This window comes from Faecalicatena sp. Marseille-Q4148 (assembly GCA_018228665.1).
GTDB lineage: Bacteria > Bacillota > Clostridia > Lachnospirales > Lachnospiraceae > UBA9414.
The window spans coordinates 2,019,685-2,033,620 of the sequence record CP073692.1; the positions used below are offsets into that span (position 1 = coordinate 2,019,685).

The following is a 13,936-nucleotide window of genomic DNA, read 5'->3' on the forward strand; positions in this document are numbered from 1 at the left end:
CGCATGCACGGTGTGGAGTGGGGGAAAAGCCCGAGATGATATCAGAGGCTTACCTATCACTATAGAACTCGGACTTTATCTATATGCTCAACCAGGCCCAGGGAGACCGTCAGATTTTGGCAAAGCAGTTGGGGATCTCCCCGCACCAGCTTTCCTATGTGACCCATTCCGGTCCCGGCGAGGGACTTTTGTTCTTTGGAAATGTGATCATCCCCTTTGTGGACCATTTCCCGAAGGACACACTTTTGTACAGCGTGCTTACCACAAGACCGGATGAAGTAGCGGGGACCAAAGCGTGAGGCAAAAATTAAAATGGATCGGAGGTGAGAACAATGGCACACGACAGGGAATTTCAAAGGAAGCGCAAAGATACCCGGATGCCGGTGCGTGATTCCCACGGGAAAGATCAACCGGCAGCCAGGCAGACCGAACAGGATTTTGACCTGCGCAGGGCACGGGACACCCCTTCTTCTGTCAACGGCAAGACACACAGGCAGGACATCCCTGTACAGACGGAATTTTCCCAGCTATCACCGGAAACACCGGTGTCCTTGCTGGAACAGGGCGAGGCTTATGCAGCCGTTGGGGATGTTTTTTCGGATCGCTTTGAGATACCGGATGCTGCCGGAACAGAGTCCCCGACACAGGACAACGGACTAAGCAATTTCCGGCACGAGGTTTCCAGGCGTTCTCTTGTAACAGAGGATGTGACAGACCATGATACCGGACAATATGCACCTTCTTCCGAAGGATCAGCCCCACCGAGCGGCACAGACAGATCCGGTCAGGAACATCGTTACCGGACACATCAGCATGGGAACAAATATCAGCAGCGTTTTCAGGAAGCGGCACAGGCGGAGGAACAGGCAGCACAAAAGGAAAAGGGTGTGGATAGCGAACCGCCGAAAACATCCAAGCTGGAATTTACTGCGGATGAACTGCCGCCGGAGACAAAGGATAAAAAGCTCACCCATGCAAGACGGAAGGCGGAACGGACTGCACAAAAAGCAGAGCAGGCACAAAATCGTCTGCCGGCCCGGAAGAAACTGCGCATGGAGACGGTTTCCGACCCGGAGACCGGAAAAGCCAAAAAACACTTAAAATTTGAAAAGGAGGTTAAATCCCAAAAGGCCCATGTAAAAGGACCTGTACCCCTGCGTCCGGTCAAGGCGGGCGCCAATACTGCTATTGGTTACGCTCATAAAAAGATTTATGAGGCAGAGGATGAAAATGTGGGGATCAAGGCAGCCCACCGCTTTGAACTTGTGGGCGAGGCGGGGCTTCGCACGGCATATCACCGGCATAAAACTGCCCCCTACCGAAAGGCAGCGAAATTACAACAAAAATCAGCAAAGGCAAACGCAAGACTTGCTTACCGGCAGGCTCTTAGCGACCACCCGGAGCTAAAAAAACATGCGATTGCCCGGATGTGGCAGAAACAAAAACTGAAAAGGCAGTATGCCAAGGCTGCCCGTGAAGCCGGGAAACAGGCAAAAAATGCCGCAGTCGCAACAGAGAGGGTCAGCGCCGGTATTGTCCATACGGTCAAACGGCACCCTGTAATCTGCCTTGTCCTCCTGCTCCTCCTTTTGGTAATTTTCCTGATCATGTCCCTGTTTTCTACATTCTCCAATATCGGAACCGGTGGTCTGGGAAGTCTGGCTGCTTCTACCTATCTTGCAGACGATCAGGACATCAATCAGGCGGAGCTTACCTATACCGAGTGGGAAACAGATCTGCAAATGGAAATAGACCGGGTGGAATCAGACCGCCCCGGCTATGACGAATACCGGTATAACCTGGGTGCGATCGAGCATGACCCGTATGTGCTGATGGGGTATCTGACTTCTGCTTATCAGGGATTTACTTACGATGAAGTGGAAAGCGTGCTGCGGCAGCTTTTCCAGGAACAATATACCCTGTCCTTTTCAGAAGAAACTGAAATCCGTTACCGCACAGAAACTTCCGTTGACCCGGAAACCGGGGAAGAAACCCAGGAGGAAGTGCCTTATGAATGGCGCATCTTAAATGTCAAGCTCACAGTCACACCTCTGGAAAACCTGGTCGTTTCCCGGATGAACGCAGACCAGAAAGAGATCTGCGAGATCCTGCTGCAGACAAAAGGAAACCGCCAGTATGTCAAAAATGTCTTTGGCACCAACTGGCTTCCTTATGTGACCAGCTACTACGGCTACCGGGTACATCCCATCAGCGGGGAAAAGAACTATCACACCGGTGTGGACATCGGGATGCCGGAGGGCACAGAGATCCTTGCCGGGCATGACGGAACAGTCACCCTTGCGGGAAATGCCGGCGGTTATGGCTTGTGTGTCGCTATTGAAGGCGAGGCATACGAAGGACATACCCTGACGACCAAATACGGGCACTGTTCCCAGATCCTTGTTTCTGCCGGGCAGGAGGTCAAAGCCGGGGATGTGATCGCAAAGGTTGGAAATACCGGAAATTCCACCGGTCCCCACCTGCATTTAGAGGTCCTGGTTGACGGTCAGTATTTGAATCCCCTGTATTTTGCCGATACCGGCGATACCAGCGAACGGCACCTGCCGGAAGTTGGTTCAGGCGGCACAGGAAACTACTTTGATTATGACATTCCACCGGAAGCCCTTGCGGATGAACAGTTTGCCGCAATGATGGCCGAGGCGGAAAAATATCTTGGCTATCCGTATGTATGGGGAGGCGCAAGCCCTTCCACTTCCTTTGACTGTTCCGGCTATGTGTCCTGGGTGATCAACAACTGCGGCGTCGGCTGGAATTTCGGAAGGCTGACTGCGGACGGTCTTTTAGGTGTATGTACGCCGGTATCAAGCGCAGATGCAAAACCGGGCGACCTGATCTTCTTCCAGGGGACCTACAATACCAGCGGCGCAAGCCATGTAGGGATCTATGTAGGAAATGGAATGATGATCCACTGCGGAGACCCGATCTCTTATGCCAACATCAATACAAGCTACTGGCAGCAGCACTTTTATACATTTGGGCGTCTGCCTTAACAGATTGGAGGTAATAAATTGAATCCTAAAATTGAAAAACTGGAAAAGGAAATTGAAAAGACCAAAACAAAGATTGCGGAAATGCAGGCAAAGCTCCATAAGCTGGAGGAACAAAAAACGGAGCTGGAAAATACCGATTATGTGGCGGTGGCGCGCAGTTTCAAATTGACACCCCAGCAGCTTGCGGATTTTTTGAAATCACAGCAGGCAGCCCCTTCGGAAACTGTTTTACCGCAGGAGAAGGAGGATGTGCATGAGGCTTAAAAAACTTTCTTTGGTTATGGCACTTACGCTGATGGTAAGTGCCATTTTTTTACCCATAACTGCCTATGCCGGAGGTGCGGAAGATACCACGCCGCCAACGCTTACAGCTTCTCTTAAAGGTGACACCTTAAACATTGAAAGCAGCGATGATATTTCCGGCGTAGAGGCGGTATTTGTCAATGAGAAACCGATTGCTTCCCTGTCTGACGGAAAAGCGTCTGTTCCGCTGAAAGATTATGCGGGGCCGGAAAAGCAGGTCAGTATATATGCAAGAGACTTTGCCGGAAATTGTTCGGAACCGGTAAAACTGGATAATCCGTATTACAAAGAACCGAATTCTGATGAAAATACCTCTGGAATCCAGGATGGAGCATTTACCCCTGAAGGCACCGGAACGGTGCAGGACAATATCAATGGCAAGGATGGCGAAAAGCAGTTTTATACCATTACGACAGATGCAGGAAATATATTTTATCTGGTGATTGACGGAAAGCGTGACAGCAACAATGTCTATTTCCTAAATGGGGTCACGGAATCTGATCTGATGGTGTTGGCTGAAAAGGACAACGGCAGCATGAGTGGGATTCCTAAAGAGGAAACCTGTGTCTGTACGGAGAAATGTGAGGCCGGGAATGTCAATACAAACTGTCCGGTCTGCAAAAACAAGCTGACAGGATGTACTGGAAAGGAAAAACCGGTGGAAGCAGATAAAACGGAAGAACCAGAAAAACCAAAGAAAGATAACGGCAGTACCGGTGCAATTATCTTTATCATTGTAGCTCTGCTTGCAGTCAGTGGTATCGGATATTATGTGAAAATCGTGCGTCCAAAACAGCAGGCCGAAGATGATGAGGAATTTGAAGATGATGGTTACGGGGAAGGTTTTGACCCGGAAGAAGCATACGGAGAGCCAGAATATCTTTCCGAGGACGATTTTGACGATAAAGACGGCAAGTAAGGATTGCCTTGAAAATTATCTTTTGGTGCAGGTGCGGGAGGAATCTTTCGCACCTGCTGTTTACAAGGAGGATTTTATGATAAACACCATTATTTCTATTCCCGGCTATGTCCATCTTTACCGTTCGCTTTTGCGGTTCTACGATATGCCGGAAAATGAGGTCAGGGAAATGCTGTATCTTCTGAATACGGCAAACCTGGACTGTTACGAGTATTATCACCCGGACCGCAGTGTGATCCAGAGCGGACCGGTAGCTTTTTGCGGATGGCTGGAAACGAAAGACTGCCGCCCTTATCGTACAGAGGTGCAGCTTTACAAATCGCTTCTGTTTTTGAAACGCAGCATTGACCGTGACCTAATCGTATCAGCTCAGAGGGAGGCTCTGCAAACCCTTCGCTGTATCATCTCCAATCTGGAATACCGCTTTTATAAAGCCTATGGTATGGAGATCGAGGACAAACGCACGGTATATGGAGAATGTACTTACCGTCTGGTTCCCAGGGAGGACGAACCCAGCGTGTGCCTGATGCACGACTGGATCTACCTGCCGAGTGCTTAAAATGTCCCGAATAATACACAATATTCGGGACAAAATTATTTCTTTCTAACCACTGAACAGAAAATTTGGTTAGATTATATCCCGAAGTCCTTTGAATCAGCTTGAAAGACAGTTAACACAGATCGTATCAATCCATCGTTCTTTCAGTTTCTATTCTACTTTTCATTTTTCTAACCACCATTCTAACCAACGGTTGACAAGAATGGTTAGAATGGTTAGAATATTTACAGGAGGCGATGAGATGATTTTTCAGGAAAGCGAAACTGTGGAATTGAAGTCGATCGTAGTAGACGACATAAAGAAGGAAATAATTGCATTTGCAAATTGTGAAGGCGGAAAACTGTATATCGGGGTTCAGGATGATGGAACCATAATTGGCGTAGAGGACCCGGATGGAACTGCCTTGCAGATTAGCAACATGGTCCGGGATGCTATCAAACCGGATCTTACAATGTTCCTGCATTATGAAACATTGAATGAAGATGGGAAACAGATTGTTGCTGTTAATATTCAGCAGGGAACAGAACGGCCTTATTATGTTGCAAAAAAAGGATTGCGTCCAGAAGGTGTGTTTGTTCGTCAGGGATATTCGTCTGTACCGGCTACCAATACTGCAATCCGCCGTATGATCAAGGAGACAGACGGCGACCATTTTGAGGAGATGCGGTCTCTGGAACAGAATTTAACTTTTGAGGCAGCCAAGAAAGAATTTTCCAAAAGAAATGTATTATTTGGGGAAGCCCAGATGAAAACATTGGGAATTATGACCCATGACGGAGTTTATACAAATCTTGGACTTTTGTTGTCCGATCAGTGTGTGCACACAATTAGGGTAGCTGCCTTTGAGGGAACAACACAAAATCAGTTTAAGGATCGAAAAGAATTTTCCGGTTCTTTGTTCCAGCAGATGGATGAAGTTTATGATTATATTGATTTCCGAAATCAGACACATTCCACTTTTCAAAAGTTATACCGGATCGATCAGAGAGATTACCCGGAAACTGCGGTCAGAGAAGCACTTCTGAATCTGCTTGTGCATCGTGAATATTCTTTCCGGGCAAGCACTTTTATCAGTCTATACGAAGATCGGCTTGAATTTACTTCGATTGGAGGACTTGTAAGCGGTGTGACATTAAACGATGTTTTGATGGGCATTTCCGTATGCCGAAACATGAAACTGGCAAATGTCTTTTACCGATTGGAATTGATTGAAGCATACGGAACCGGAATACTGAAGATGAATGAAGCCTATTCGGGAACCGGAAAGGAGCCTAAGATTGAGATTTCCGACAATGCTTTTAAGATCATTCTTCCAAATCTGAATGTTAATGCCGATCAGGAAAAGCAGACTGCAAATAAACCCGAACAACACTTAGCGGAAGAAGCAGTAATCAATCTGGCAAAGCGGCAAGGCACTTTCACAAGAAAAGATATAGAAAAGGAACTGGAAATCAGCCAGACAGCATGTGGACGACTATTAAGGCGGATGATAGAAAGAAAACAAATCGTGCAGGAAGGCAAAGGAAAAAATACCCATTACCGTATTTTGGAGTAATCAGAATTTGAGAGAAACGAGGACTTGATACAGCCCTCGTTTTTTCTATGCCATTTTAAGGAAAGAGGTGATCATTATCACACAAAATGAAGTCAATGCCGTTTTTGACGAACAGGTACGGCTCTGTGCTGATACCTTGAAGCGAAAAACCAAAGAATACACCGGGGATGACCCGGACCGGCTGGGAGCATTTAAGGCAGCGGCAGCTTTACAGCATACAACGCCCCAGCGTGCCCTTGCCGGTATGCTGGCAAAGCATATTGTTTCTCTGTACGATATGTGCTTTGACGAGGAAGCGGTTTACCCGATGGACACATGGAATGAAAAGATTACAGACAGTCTGAACTATCTGTTCTTACTGAAAGCGATTGTAAAGGAGGGACATACCAATTAAACAGATTGAAGTAAAAATTTTGAACTGCCAGGCGGTAGCGGAAGCAGAAAAAAACATGGTCTTTGCGGCAAGGCTTACTCAGCAGGGACATAAGATTGCCTCAATGAACGACCTGATGGAGCTCTACGAAAAATCATTCAGCGTTCAGACAGTAGCAGCTATGGGGGCGCTTCCCCATCCTACCATTCAGAAATTTGCGGTGATCACGGTAGCCATTGTCGGCGCCAGCAGGCGTTTTCTGGCGCAGATCACCCGCCACCAGAACGAAGTAAAATTTATGAGTGCATCGCTGCAGTACAGCAACTATACGGGACAAGCGGATTTCGCTGTCCCGTATTCTATTATGACGGCTCCGGCTGTGGTACAGGAGCTGTACTTAAAAAGCTGTCATGAAAGCATGAAATGTTATGAAGCCCTGTGCACTGCCGGAAGCGGGCACGATGCGGCCGGATATGCCACGCCCCAGGGATTGCGGAATGTGCTGCTCATCAGCGCTACCCCTTATCAGTGGAAACATATCATCAGCCAGCGGGTATGTCGGAGAAATACAGATGAAACAAGGATCGTGCTGTTAAAGGTCTGGAAAGAACTTTATGACCTAAGCCCTGCCTTGTTTGCCCCGTCACTGACCGGATCTTTCTGTCAGATGGATCGATGTCTGGAAGGGAAAATGACCTGCGGGCGAAAACTGCAGGCAGATATGACGCCAGAGGATATTTTAGAAAAAGATTATCCTGCTCTTTGGGAAGGAGGCTGCCGATGAAAATAAAACTGATCGACTTTGGCGTATCGGAGCACCAGCGTCCTTACCGTCCGCATGGCAATGATGCCGGAGCGGATGTTTATCTGCCCTATGACTGTACCTTACAGCCCGGAGAAATCGCCAAAATTCCTCTTGGTTTTGGACTGGAAATACCGGATGGATATGCGGGATATATCTTTCCCCGTACCAGCATGGCGGTAAAAGGTCTGGTCTGTGAACTGCCGCCTGTGGATTCCGGTTACCGTGGAGAGATCCATGCAATCATCAGCAATGTAAGCAATCAGGCGCAGTCTCTTTTTAAGGGAGCCCGTATCGGGCAGCTTGTGATCACGCCAATCGTTATTGCGGATTTTGTAACAGATCTGGGAACAGAGCGAGGAACCGGCAGCTTTGGCAGTACCGGCGAATAGAAAAAGGCTGTTTGGGGAACAGTTTTTGAATACTTATCGGTATAGGGAGCGGACATTTCGAGAACATTATAAAATATAATAAAGAAAGTCGCGAAAAAAGCGGCCATTACCGTGACCGCTTACTTTCTGCTATTGAGTTCTTTCATAATACCGAGGATATATTGCATGGATTGAGGATCAAGCTGTCTTGCCTCTGCAATGAATTCCTTCAAGGTTTCCGGGTAGGTATTTCCTTCATCAAAGAATTCCTGCGGAGTCACACCCAGATATTCGCAGATGTAGAAAAAAGACTGCATAGCGGGAAGTGACTTTTTATTCTCAATATTATTGATGTAGTTGTTTGCCTGACCTAACGATAAAGACATATCGCGTGCGGAAACTCCTTTTTGTGTCCGCAGCCTCGCTAATCGTTCCGGGACAAAATCTTCATACATCACCTTCACCTCCCATTCTGTAATAGATTGTACCTTACACCTCCTTATTATCCGCAAAGGGAAAAGGGGTATTATCGTTGACTTGCTAAATGAAATCTATTACTATATGAAAAGTGAAGAATTTTACCTATCAGATGGAGGGATGACCGATGAAAGGAAAGACTTGCTGTGTTACCGGATACAGGGATCTACCGCAGAATGAGATCAACAAAATAAAAGCCGCTTTGGAACATGAGATCGATGCTGCCGTTACAGATGGATTCACCTGTTTTATGAGTGGCTTTGCAGATGGCGTGGATCAGTATTTTGCAGAGCTGGTGTTGGAAAGAAAGCAGACTAATCCGGCGCTGGAGCTGATCGCAGTGATCCCTTACCGCAAACGTCTGGACAGCCTGAATAAGAAAACAAGAACCCGTGAACTGCTGGAGGCTTGTGCGGATGTTGTTGTCATACAGGAAAAATATCTCCCAAGCGTCTACTCCCACAGAAACCGCTATATGGTGGAGCACTCCGACCGAGTGATCGCTGTCTATGACGGACGGGAAACCGGCGGTACGGCAAAGACGATCCGCTTCACCCACCGGATGAAAAAGGAACTGCGGGAAATCCCGGTTGGAGAGATCGTCCTGCCGGACCATTTGAAGCCAAAAATAAAATAGCTACCTGTTGATGCGCCCACTTTGAAGTGGGCGTTTTTCTTTACCCATTTTTAGGAGGAATGCTTATGTGGAACCTGATTTCACATTTTCTTACCTTTGCCGGAGGAATGGCTTCCGGTGTTATGCTGATGTGTCTTATGCAGGTCGCAAAAAAGAACACGGAATATTCAAAAACCAAACAAAGCGCAAATCTGTCCGAATAAATCTGACGGACAAAAAGGAGGACAACGATTGAATCAGAATTTTGTAGAATATGTAAAAAGCCATATCAAGGAATACCTGCCTATGGAATACCAGAACGCAGTAATTTCCGTCAATGAAGTAACAAAAAGCAACGACCGGATGCTGACCGGACTGACGATCCTTTCTCCCGGAGAACGGGCTGCACCAACAATCTATTTGGAAGCACTCGCCGAGCAGGTGGAACGTGGGATGCCTTTAGATACTGCCATGAAACAGATTGCACAGATCCAGTTGGAAAATTACAACCGGGTTCCGTTGGACATTTCTATACTGGAAAACTATGAGGCAGTCCGTCCTATGTTGGCGGTACAGATGTGCGATCCAGAAACAAATCAGGAATATCTGAAAGGAAAGCCTTATACTTCCTGCGGGGAGCTGGCGGCTTATTACAGAATTCAGGTTGCGGCAGATGAGGAAGGAACTGCTTCTGTTGCTGTTACCGAAAGCATGATGCAGATGTGGGGTATCACAAAAGAACAGCTTCATAAAGATGCCATGCAGGCAGCAAGTGCCAGAAGTCCTGTCTGCCTTTATGACATGGAAGAAGTCATGGCAGAAAGTATCTTCTCTGTAAAACCTGAAAACCTCTTTAACCGGGAAGAACCGCTGGATATAGGTTTTGTACCCATTTATATCCTGACAAATCAGGAAAAATTAAACGGTGCGTCTGTGTCAGCACAGGAAGGCGTTCTGGAAAAAGTCGCTGAATTGCTCGGCACCAATTTTTATGTTCTTCCGTCATCGATCCATGAGCTGCTGATTTTGCCGGATAATGGTTCCATGCAGCTTTCCGAATTGGAAGCTATGGTACGGGAGGTCAATGCTACCCAGGTAGCCCCGGAGGACCGCCTTTCGGATAAGGTCCAGTATTATGACCGTGAGACAAAGCTGCTGCAGCGTGGACAGGAAAAAAGCGTTTTAGGACGGCTCTCGGATAAAAAAGCACAGCTTCAGCAGGCAGATCACGCAATACCGAAGCAGCCTAACCGCAGTGAAGTAAGTTTGTAAGAAATGGAGGTTACAAAAATATGAAACTTGTGATTGCAGAAAAGCCCTCTGTTGCTATGTCACTGGCAGCAGTATTAGGCGCAACGGAAAGAAAAGACGGTTATCTCGAAGGTTCCGGCTATCTGGTGAGCTGGTGCGTGGGACATCTTTTGGAACTGGCACAGCCGGAGGCTTACAAAGAACAGTATGCCAAATGGCGGTATGAGGACCTTCCGATCCTACCGGAAAACTGGAAATATGAAGTTCCAAAGGATAAGAAAACGCAGCTTGCTCTTTTGTGCCGGCTGATGAAGGACAAACGGGTTGATTCCGTAGTATGCGCTACGGATGCCGGGCGTGAAGGAGAGCTGATCTTCCGTCTGGTCTATGAATATGCCGGATGCAATAAGCCTATGGAACGCCTTTGGATTTCCAGTATGGAGGATGCGGCAATCCGTGAGGGTTTTGACCATCTCCGTCCCGGCAGTGATTACGATAAGCTCTATGATGCGGCAGTATGCCGGGCAGGAGCCGACTGGCTGATCGGGATCAATGCCACCCGGCTTTTTTCTATCCTGTATGGTGTCACACTAAATGTCGGCCGTGTTATGTCACCGACGCTGGCACTTTTGGTACAGCGTGAGTCGGATATTGAATCCTTCATCAGTAAGCCTTTTTATGTGCCGGAAATCACCTGCGGAGGTTTTACTGCTTCCGGCGAAAAAATGACGGAACGATCCGAGGCTGAAAAAATCCGTATGGACTGTGACCACAACTCCGCTTTTGTGCGTTCTGTGGAAAAGCAGGTAAAAACCATACAGCCTCCCCGCCTTTATGACCTTACAACTCTGCAAAGGGAATGTAACCGTATTTATGGCTATACGGCTCAACAGACCCTTGATTATGTGCAATCTCTCTATGAAAAGAAGCTGGCAACCTATCCGAGAACGGACAGCCAGTATTTGACGAAGGACATGCAGGCAACCGCCGCTTCCCTGATCCTATGGCTACGTGACAATATGCCCTTTGGAAAAGGCTGCGCCGGAGAGCCGGACATTGACCGGGTAACAGACGACAGCAAAGTGACCGACCACCATGCCATCATCCCAACTGTGGAGATTGCACGGACAGACCTGTCAGAGCTTCCTTCCGGGGAGCGGGATGTGCTTACCCTGCTTGCCGTCAGACTGCTTTGTGCCACAACGCAGGCAAACCGGTTTGAAGCGGTCACCGCTATATTGGACTGCCAGGGATATACTTTTACGGCAAAAGGAAAGACCATCTTACAGTCCGGCTGGAAAGAGGTGGAACGGATTCACCGTATGAGTATCAGGCAGAGTGAAACGGAACACAGAGAAAATGAAGATGCCGCTCTCCCTGTGCTGAAGGAAGGACAGACTTTTGAAACTGTATCAGCAAGTCTCCGTGAAGGGAAAACTTCACCGCCGAAACACTATACGGAGGACACCCTGCTATCCGCTATGGAGACCGCCGGTGCGGAAGATATGCCGGAAGATGCCGAGCGTAAAGGATTGGGTACTCCGGCTACCCGTGCGGCAACACTGGAAAAGCTGGTTTCCGCCGGATTTGTACAGAGAAAGAAAAAGCAGCTCATTCCGACGGAAAAAGGAAGGAACCTGATCGCAGTCCTGCCGGACAATATCAAATCTCCCATTTTAACTGCAGAATGGGAATCCATGCTGAAACAAGTGGAACATGGCGAACTGTCGGCAACGTCTTTTATGGATCAGATTGCAGATATGAGCCGGACGCTGGTAAAAGAACATACTGCCCCGGAGGAACGTTTTGTGGATCTGTTCCCTTCTTCCAGAGGAACTACACATGAAGCCGTGGGGGTATGTCCTCGCTGCGGAGCCCCGGTATATGAAGGAAAGAAAGGTTTTTTCTGCGACAACAGGGAATGTTCTTTTGCTCTTTGGAAAGATAACCGTTTCTTTTCCAGCAAGAAAAAGTCCATCACAAAGTCTGTGGCAGCGGCTCTTTTGAAAGAGGGCCGTATTTCTATGTCCGGGCTTTACAGTGAAAAAACAGGAAAGACCTATGATGCGGAAGTGATCCTGGATGATACCGGCGGTAAATATGTGAATTTCAAGTTGGAATTTCCCGTAAAGAAAGGCAGGCGTAAATGAGTGATCGAAAAACCTTTGAATATGGCGGTTATCACTTCACGCCCATACGAAAATTTCACAAAAAAGAAGGCGACTTTTTCGCCATATCGAAACGGTTGGCAAGTGACCCCAACTTAGGGATGTGTACCTATCAGGAGCGGCAAAAGGTGCCCTATGACTACAAGGGGTTTTATGCCATCTCAACCGACAAAGAATGTGATGTTTTCCGGTGCGAAGAAAATGGCTTATTGTATGTGCCTGGAAAAAACGAACTTTTTATTTACCATGAACCGAAACAGAAAAAGCGGAACTCTATCGCCGATGCCCTTTCACAGCCCAGGAATGTTACTGACACAACTGGAATTTCCAGTGGCCGGCAAAGCAGTGCCCCGGAAAGGTAGGCGTTATGGCAGAGAGAGAATTGAACCGCTCGGAACGGGCTGCGATCCGAAAGCTGGTTACAGAGCTGTGCGCCAACTATGACTCTCAGGATAAGATCTGCCTTCCTTTGGACAGCTCTTGCTATATGCTGAATAAATGGTGGACCGGCGCTTATTGCAGGTACTTTGAAAAAGCGGTGCTGCCGGTGGATGCAGCACTGGAATCAACCATTACCGGCGAGGACACCTCCATGAGACAGAAAATATGCCCTGTGTGTGGAAAGGCGTATCTTCCTACAACTAGCCAGGCATATTGTTCTGATGCCTGCCGGATCTATGCAAGACGGAAATCCGAGCGGGAACGCAAACGTAGGAAGCGGCAAAACCAACCATGATATGTCCGCAATTTAGCCTTAAAAGTCCTTGATTTTTAAGGGTTTTTTGCACCTGTTTTTAAGGGAGCTATATAAGAATACTCCGGTGCTTTGAAATGAGGTTAAGTTGCGGACAAAACATATATTTTAACAAAAACGATAGGAGGCGATTTTTTGAATATCAACACGATTACCGCAGAGGATCTTCGTCGTATGACCGATAAGGAAGGACTGATTTTACAGGGCTGTGGCGGGGATCTGACAGAATGGGTGGATGGGATCAATGAAATGCTGACAAATGCAGGCATATTGAAAGATGGCAGTCAGTTTGAGAATGTGGCCACTTTTCAGCACGGCGAACTGACCTGTTTGCTTTACCCGTTTGATGATGTGAAACTGGATATAGGAAAACTTGCCCTGTGGCGTTTACAGACCCATGAAGTCTATGGTGGCACATGGCTGTCGGACTTTGTGCCGAATTATTTAGGCGGATTTATAGAAACACCGGGAGCGTTGGCAGATAAACCGGATTGTCCACTGATCGGAGCAGATGGGAACATTTTTAATCTGCTGGGTATTGCTTCTCGTACTTTGCGGGAGCATGGTCTGAAAGAACAGGCAAAAGAAATGTCTGATCGGGTATTTGCTTCCGGCAGTTATGGAGAAGCGCTCTGTATCATTGGCGAATATGTCAACATCACAGATTCCGAACCGGAGCATAAGAATTCTCTCCGCCAGCAGCTAAAAGCAACAAAACTGGTAGACCCGGTAAAAAAGCAACAAACTTCCAAACAGCAGGAACGATAAGGAGGGATG

Annotated in this window: 16 protein-coding genes and 1 pseudogene; 16 read left to right on the forward strand and 1 reads right to left on the reverse strand. The window is 47.6% G+C overall.

The window, feature by feature from the left end; all coding sequences use genetic code 11:
- Positions 1-65 precede the first annotated feature (65 nt).
- From KFE17_09650 to KFE17_09690, 9 genes and pseudogenes are all read left to right on the forward strand, one after another.
- Positions 66-299 (forward strand): annotated as a pseudogene (locus KFE17_09650) (conjugal transfer protein TraE).
- A 33-nt stretch (positions 300-332) separates the two neighbouring features.
- Positions 333-3,011 (forward strand): peptidoglycan DD-metalloendopeptidase family protein, encoded by a 2,679-nt coding sequence (locus tag KFE17_09655; protein QUO31146.1) that lies wholly within the window; start codon positions 333-335, stop codon positions 3,009-3,011.
- An 18-nt stretch (positions 3,012-3,029) separates the two neighbouring features.
- Positions 3,030-3,275 carry a DUF4315 family protein gene (locus KFE17_09660; protein QUO31147.1) on the forward strand — a complete coding sequence of 82 codons (246 nt, stop codon included), beginning with the start codon at positions 3,030-3,032 and terminating at the stop codon, positions 3,273-3,275.
- Positions 3,265-4,233 carry a DUF4366 domain-containing protein gene (locus tag KFE17_09665; protein QUO31148.1) on the forward strand — a complete coding sequence of 323 codons (969 nt, stop codon included), beginning with the start codon at positions 3,265-3,267 and terminating at the stop codon, positions 4,231-4,233. The genes KFE17_09660 and KFE17_09665 overlap by 11 nt, the downstream gene beginning before the upstream one ends.
- A gap of 76 nt (positions 4,234-4,309) precedes the next feature.
- Entirely contained in the window at positions 4,310-4,792 is a 483-nt protein-coding gene (locus KFE17_09670) for a hypothetical protein (protein QUO31149.1), read from the forward strand.
- Positions 4,793-5,033: 241 nt separating this feature from the next.
- Positions 5,034-6,347, forward strand: coding sequence for a putative DNA binding domain-containing protein (locus tag KFE17_09675; protein QUO31150.1), 1,314 nt, complete (start codon positions 5,034-5,036; stop codon positions 6,345-6,347).
- 76 nt (positions 6,348-6,423) lie between these two features.
- A complete protein-coding gene (locus KFE17_09680) occupies positions 6,424-6,741 on the forward strand; it encodes a hypothetical protein (GenBank protein ID QUO33686.1) in 318 nt (105 codons plus the stop codon).
- A gap of 55 nt (positions 6,742-6,796) precedes the next feature.
- Positions 6,797-7,504, forward strand: a complete 708-nt coding sequence (locus KFE17_09685; protein QUO33685.1) for an FAD-dependent thymidylate synthase — start codon at positions 6,797-6,799, stop codon at positions 7,502-7,504.
- A complete protein-coding gene (locus KFE17_09690; GenBank protein ID QUO31151.1) occupies positions 7,501-7,914 on the forward strand; it encodes a deoxyuridine 5'-triphosphate nucleotidohydrolase in 414 nt (137 codons plus the stop codon). Before KFE17_09685 ends, KFE17_09690 begins: the two co-directional genes overlap by 4 nt.
- A 119-nt stretch (positions 7,915-8,033) precedes the next feature.
- On the opposite strand, the gene KFE17_09695 is transcribed toward KFE17_09690, so the two are convergent.
- Positions 8,034-8,348, reverse strand: coding sequence for a helix-turn-helix transcriptional regulator (locus KFE17_09695; GenBank protein ID QUO31152.1), 315 nt, complete (start codon positions 8,346-8,348; stop codon positions 8,034-8,036).
- A gap of 149 nt (positions 8,349-8,497) precedes the next feature.
- Between KFE17_09695 and KFE17_09700 the strand changes: the two genes are divergently transcribed.
- The 7 genes from KFE17_09700 to KFE17_09730 all read left to right on the forward strand — a co-directional run bounded on the left by KFE17_09700 (position 8,498) and on the right by KFE17_09730 (position 13,927).
- Positions 8,498-9,007 carry a DUF1273 family protein gene (locus KFE17_09700; protein QUO31153.1) on the forward strand — a complete coding sequence of 170 codons (510 nt, stop codon included), beginning with the start codon at positions 8,498-8,500 and terminating at the stop codon, positions 9,005-9,007.
- A 65-nt stretch (positions 9,008-9,072) separates the two neighbouring features.
- Positions 9,073-9,210, forward strand: coding sequence for a DUF3789 domain-containing protein (locus KFE17_09705; GenBank protein ID QUO31154.1), 138 nt, complete (start codon positions 9,073-9,075; stop codon positions 9,208-9,210).
- Between the two features lie 28 nt (positions 9,211-9,238).
- Entirely contained in the window at positions 9,239-10,258 is a 1,020-nt protein-coding gene (locus KFE17_09710; protein QUO31155.1) for a hypothetical protein, read from the forward strand.
- 20 nt (positions 10,259-10,278) lie between these two features.
- A complete protein-coding gene (locus KFE17_09715; GenBank protein QUO31156.1) occupies positions 10,279-12,387 on the forward strand; it encodes a DNA topoisomerase 3 in 2,109 nt (702 codons plus the stop codon).
- A complete protein-coding gene (locus tag KFE17_09720; GenBank protein QUO31157.1) occupies positions 12,384-12,767 on the forward strand; it encodes a hypothetical protein in 384 nt (127 codons plus the stop codon). The genes KFE17_09715 and KFE17_09720 overlap by 4 nt, the downstream gene beginning before the upstream one ends.
- A 5-nt stretch (positions 12,768-12,772) precedes the next feature.
- Complete coding sequence (locus KFE17_09725; protein ID QUO31158.1) at positions 12,773-13,141, forward strand: cysteine-rich VLP domain-containing protein; 369 nt, start codon at positions 12,773-12,775, stop codon at positions 13,139-13,141.
- 153 nt (positions 13,142-13,294) lie between these two features.
- On the forward strand, positions 13,295-13,927 hold the full coding sequence (locus KFE17_09730; protein ID QUO31159.1) for a hypothetical protein: 633 nt from the start codon (positions 13,295-13,297) through the stop codon (positions 13,925-13,927).
- Positions 13,928-13,936: the final 9 nt, after the last annotated feature.

Bases quoted from the DNA above. Each gene is read 5' to 3' on its own strand.
- KFE17_09655 (QUO31146.1), top strand. From the start codon at position 333: ATGGCACACGACAGGGAATTTCAAAGGAAGCGCAAAGATACCCGGATG.
- KFE17_09665 (QUO31148.1), top strand. From the start codon at position 3,265: ATGAGGCTTAAAAAACTTTCTTTGGTTATGGCACTTACGCTGATGGTA.
- KFE17_09670 (QUO31149.1), top strand. From the start codon at position 4,310: ATGATAAACACCATTATTTCTATTCCCGGCTATGTCCATCTTTACCGT.
- KFE17_09675 (QUO31150.1), top strand. From the start codon at position 5,034: ATGATTTTTCAGGAAAGCGAAACTGTGGAATTGAAGTCGATCGTAGTA.
- KFE17_09685 (QUO33685.1), top strand. From the start codon at position 6,797: ATGGTCTTTGCGGCAAGGCTTACTCAGCAGGGACATAAGATTGCCTCA.
- KFE17_09690 (QUO31151.1), top strand. From the start codon at position 7,501: ATGAAAATAAAACTGATCGACTTTGGCGTATCGGAGCACCAGCGTCCT.
- KFE17_09695 (QUO31152.1), bottom strand. From the start codon at position 8,348: ATGTATGAAGATTTTGTCCCGGAACGATTAGCGAGGCTGCGGACACAA.
- KFE17_09700 (QUO31153.1), top strand. From the start codon at position 8,498: ATGAAAGGAAAGACTTGCTGTGTTACCGGATACAGGGATCTACCGCAG.
- KFE17_09705 (QUO31154.1), top strand. From the start codon at position 9,073: ATGTGGAACCTGATTTCACATTTTCTTACCTTTGCCGGAGGAATGGCT.
- KFE17_09715 (QUO31156.1), top strand. From the start codon at position 10,279: ATGAAACTTGTGATTGCAGAAAAGCCCTCTGTTGCTATGTCACTGGCA.
- KFE17_09720 (QUO31157.1), top strand. From the start codon at position 12,384: ATGAGTGATCGAAAAACCTTTGAATATGGCGGTTATCACTTCACGCCC.
- KFE17_09725 (QUO31158.1), top strand. From the start codon at position 12,773: ATGGCAGAGAGAGAATTGAACCGCTCGGAACGGGCTGCGATCCGAAAG.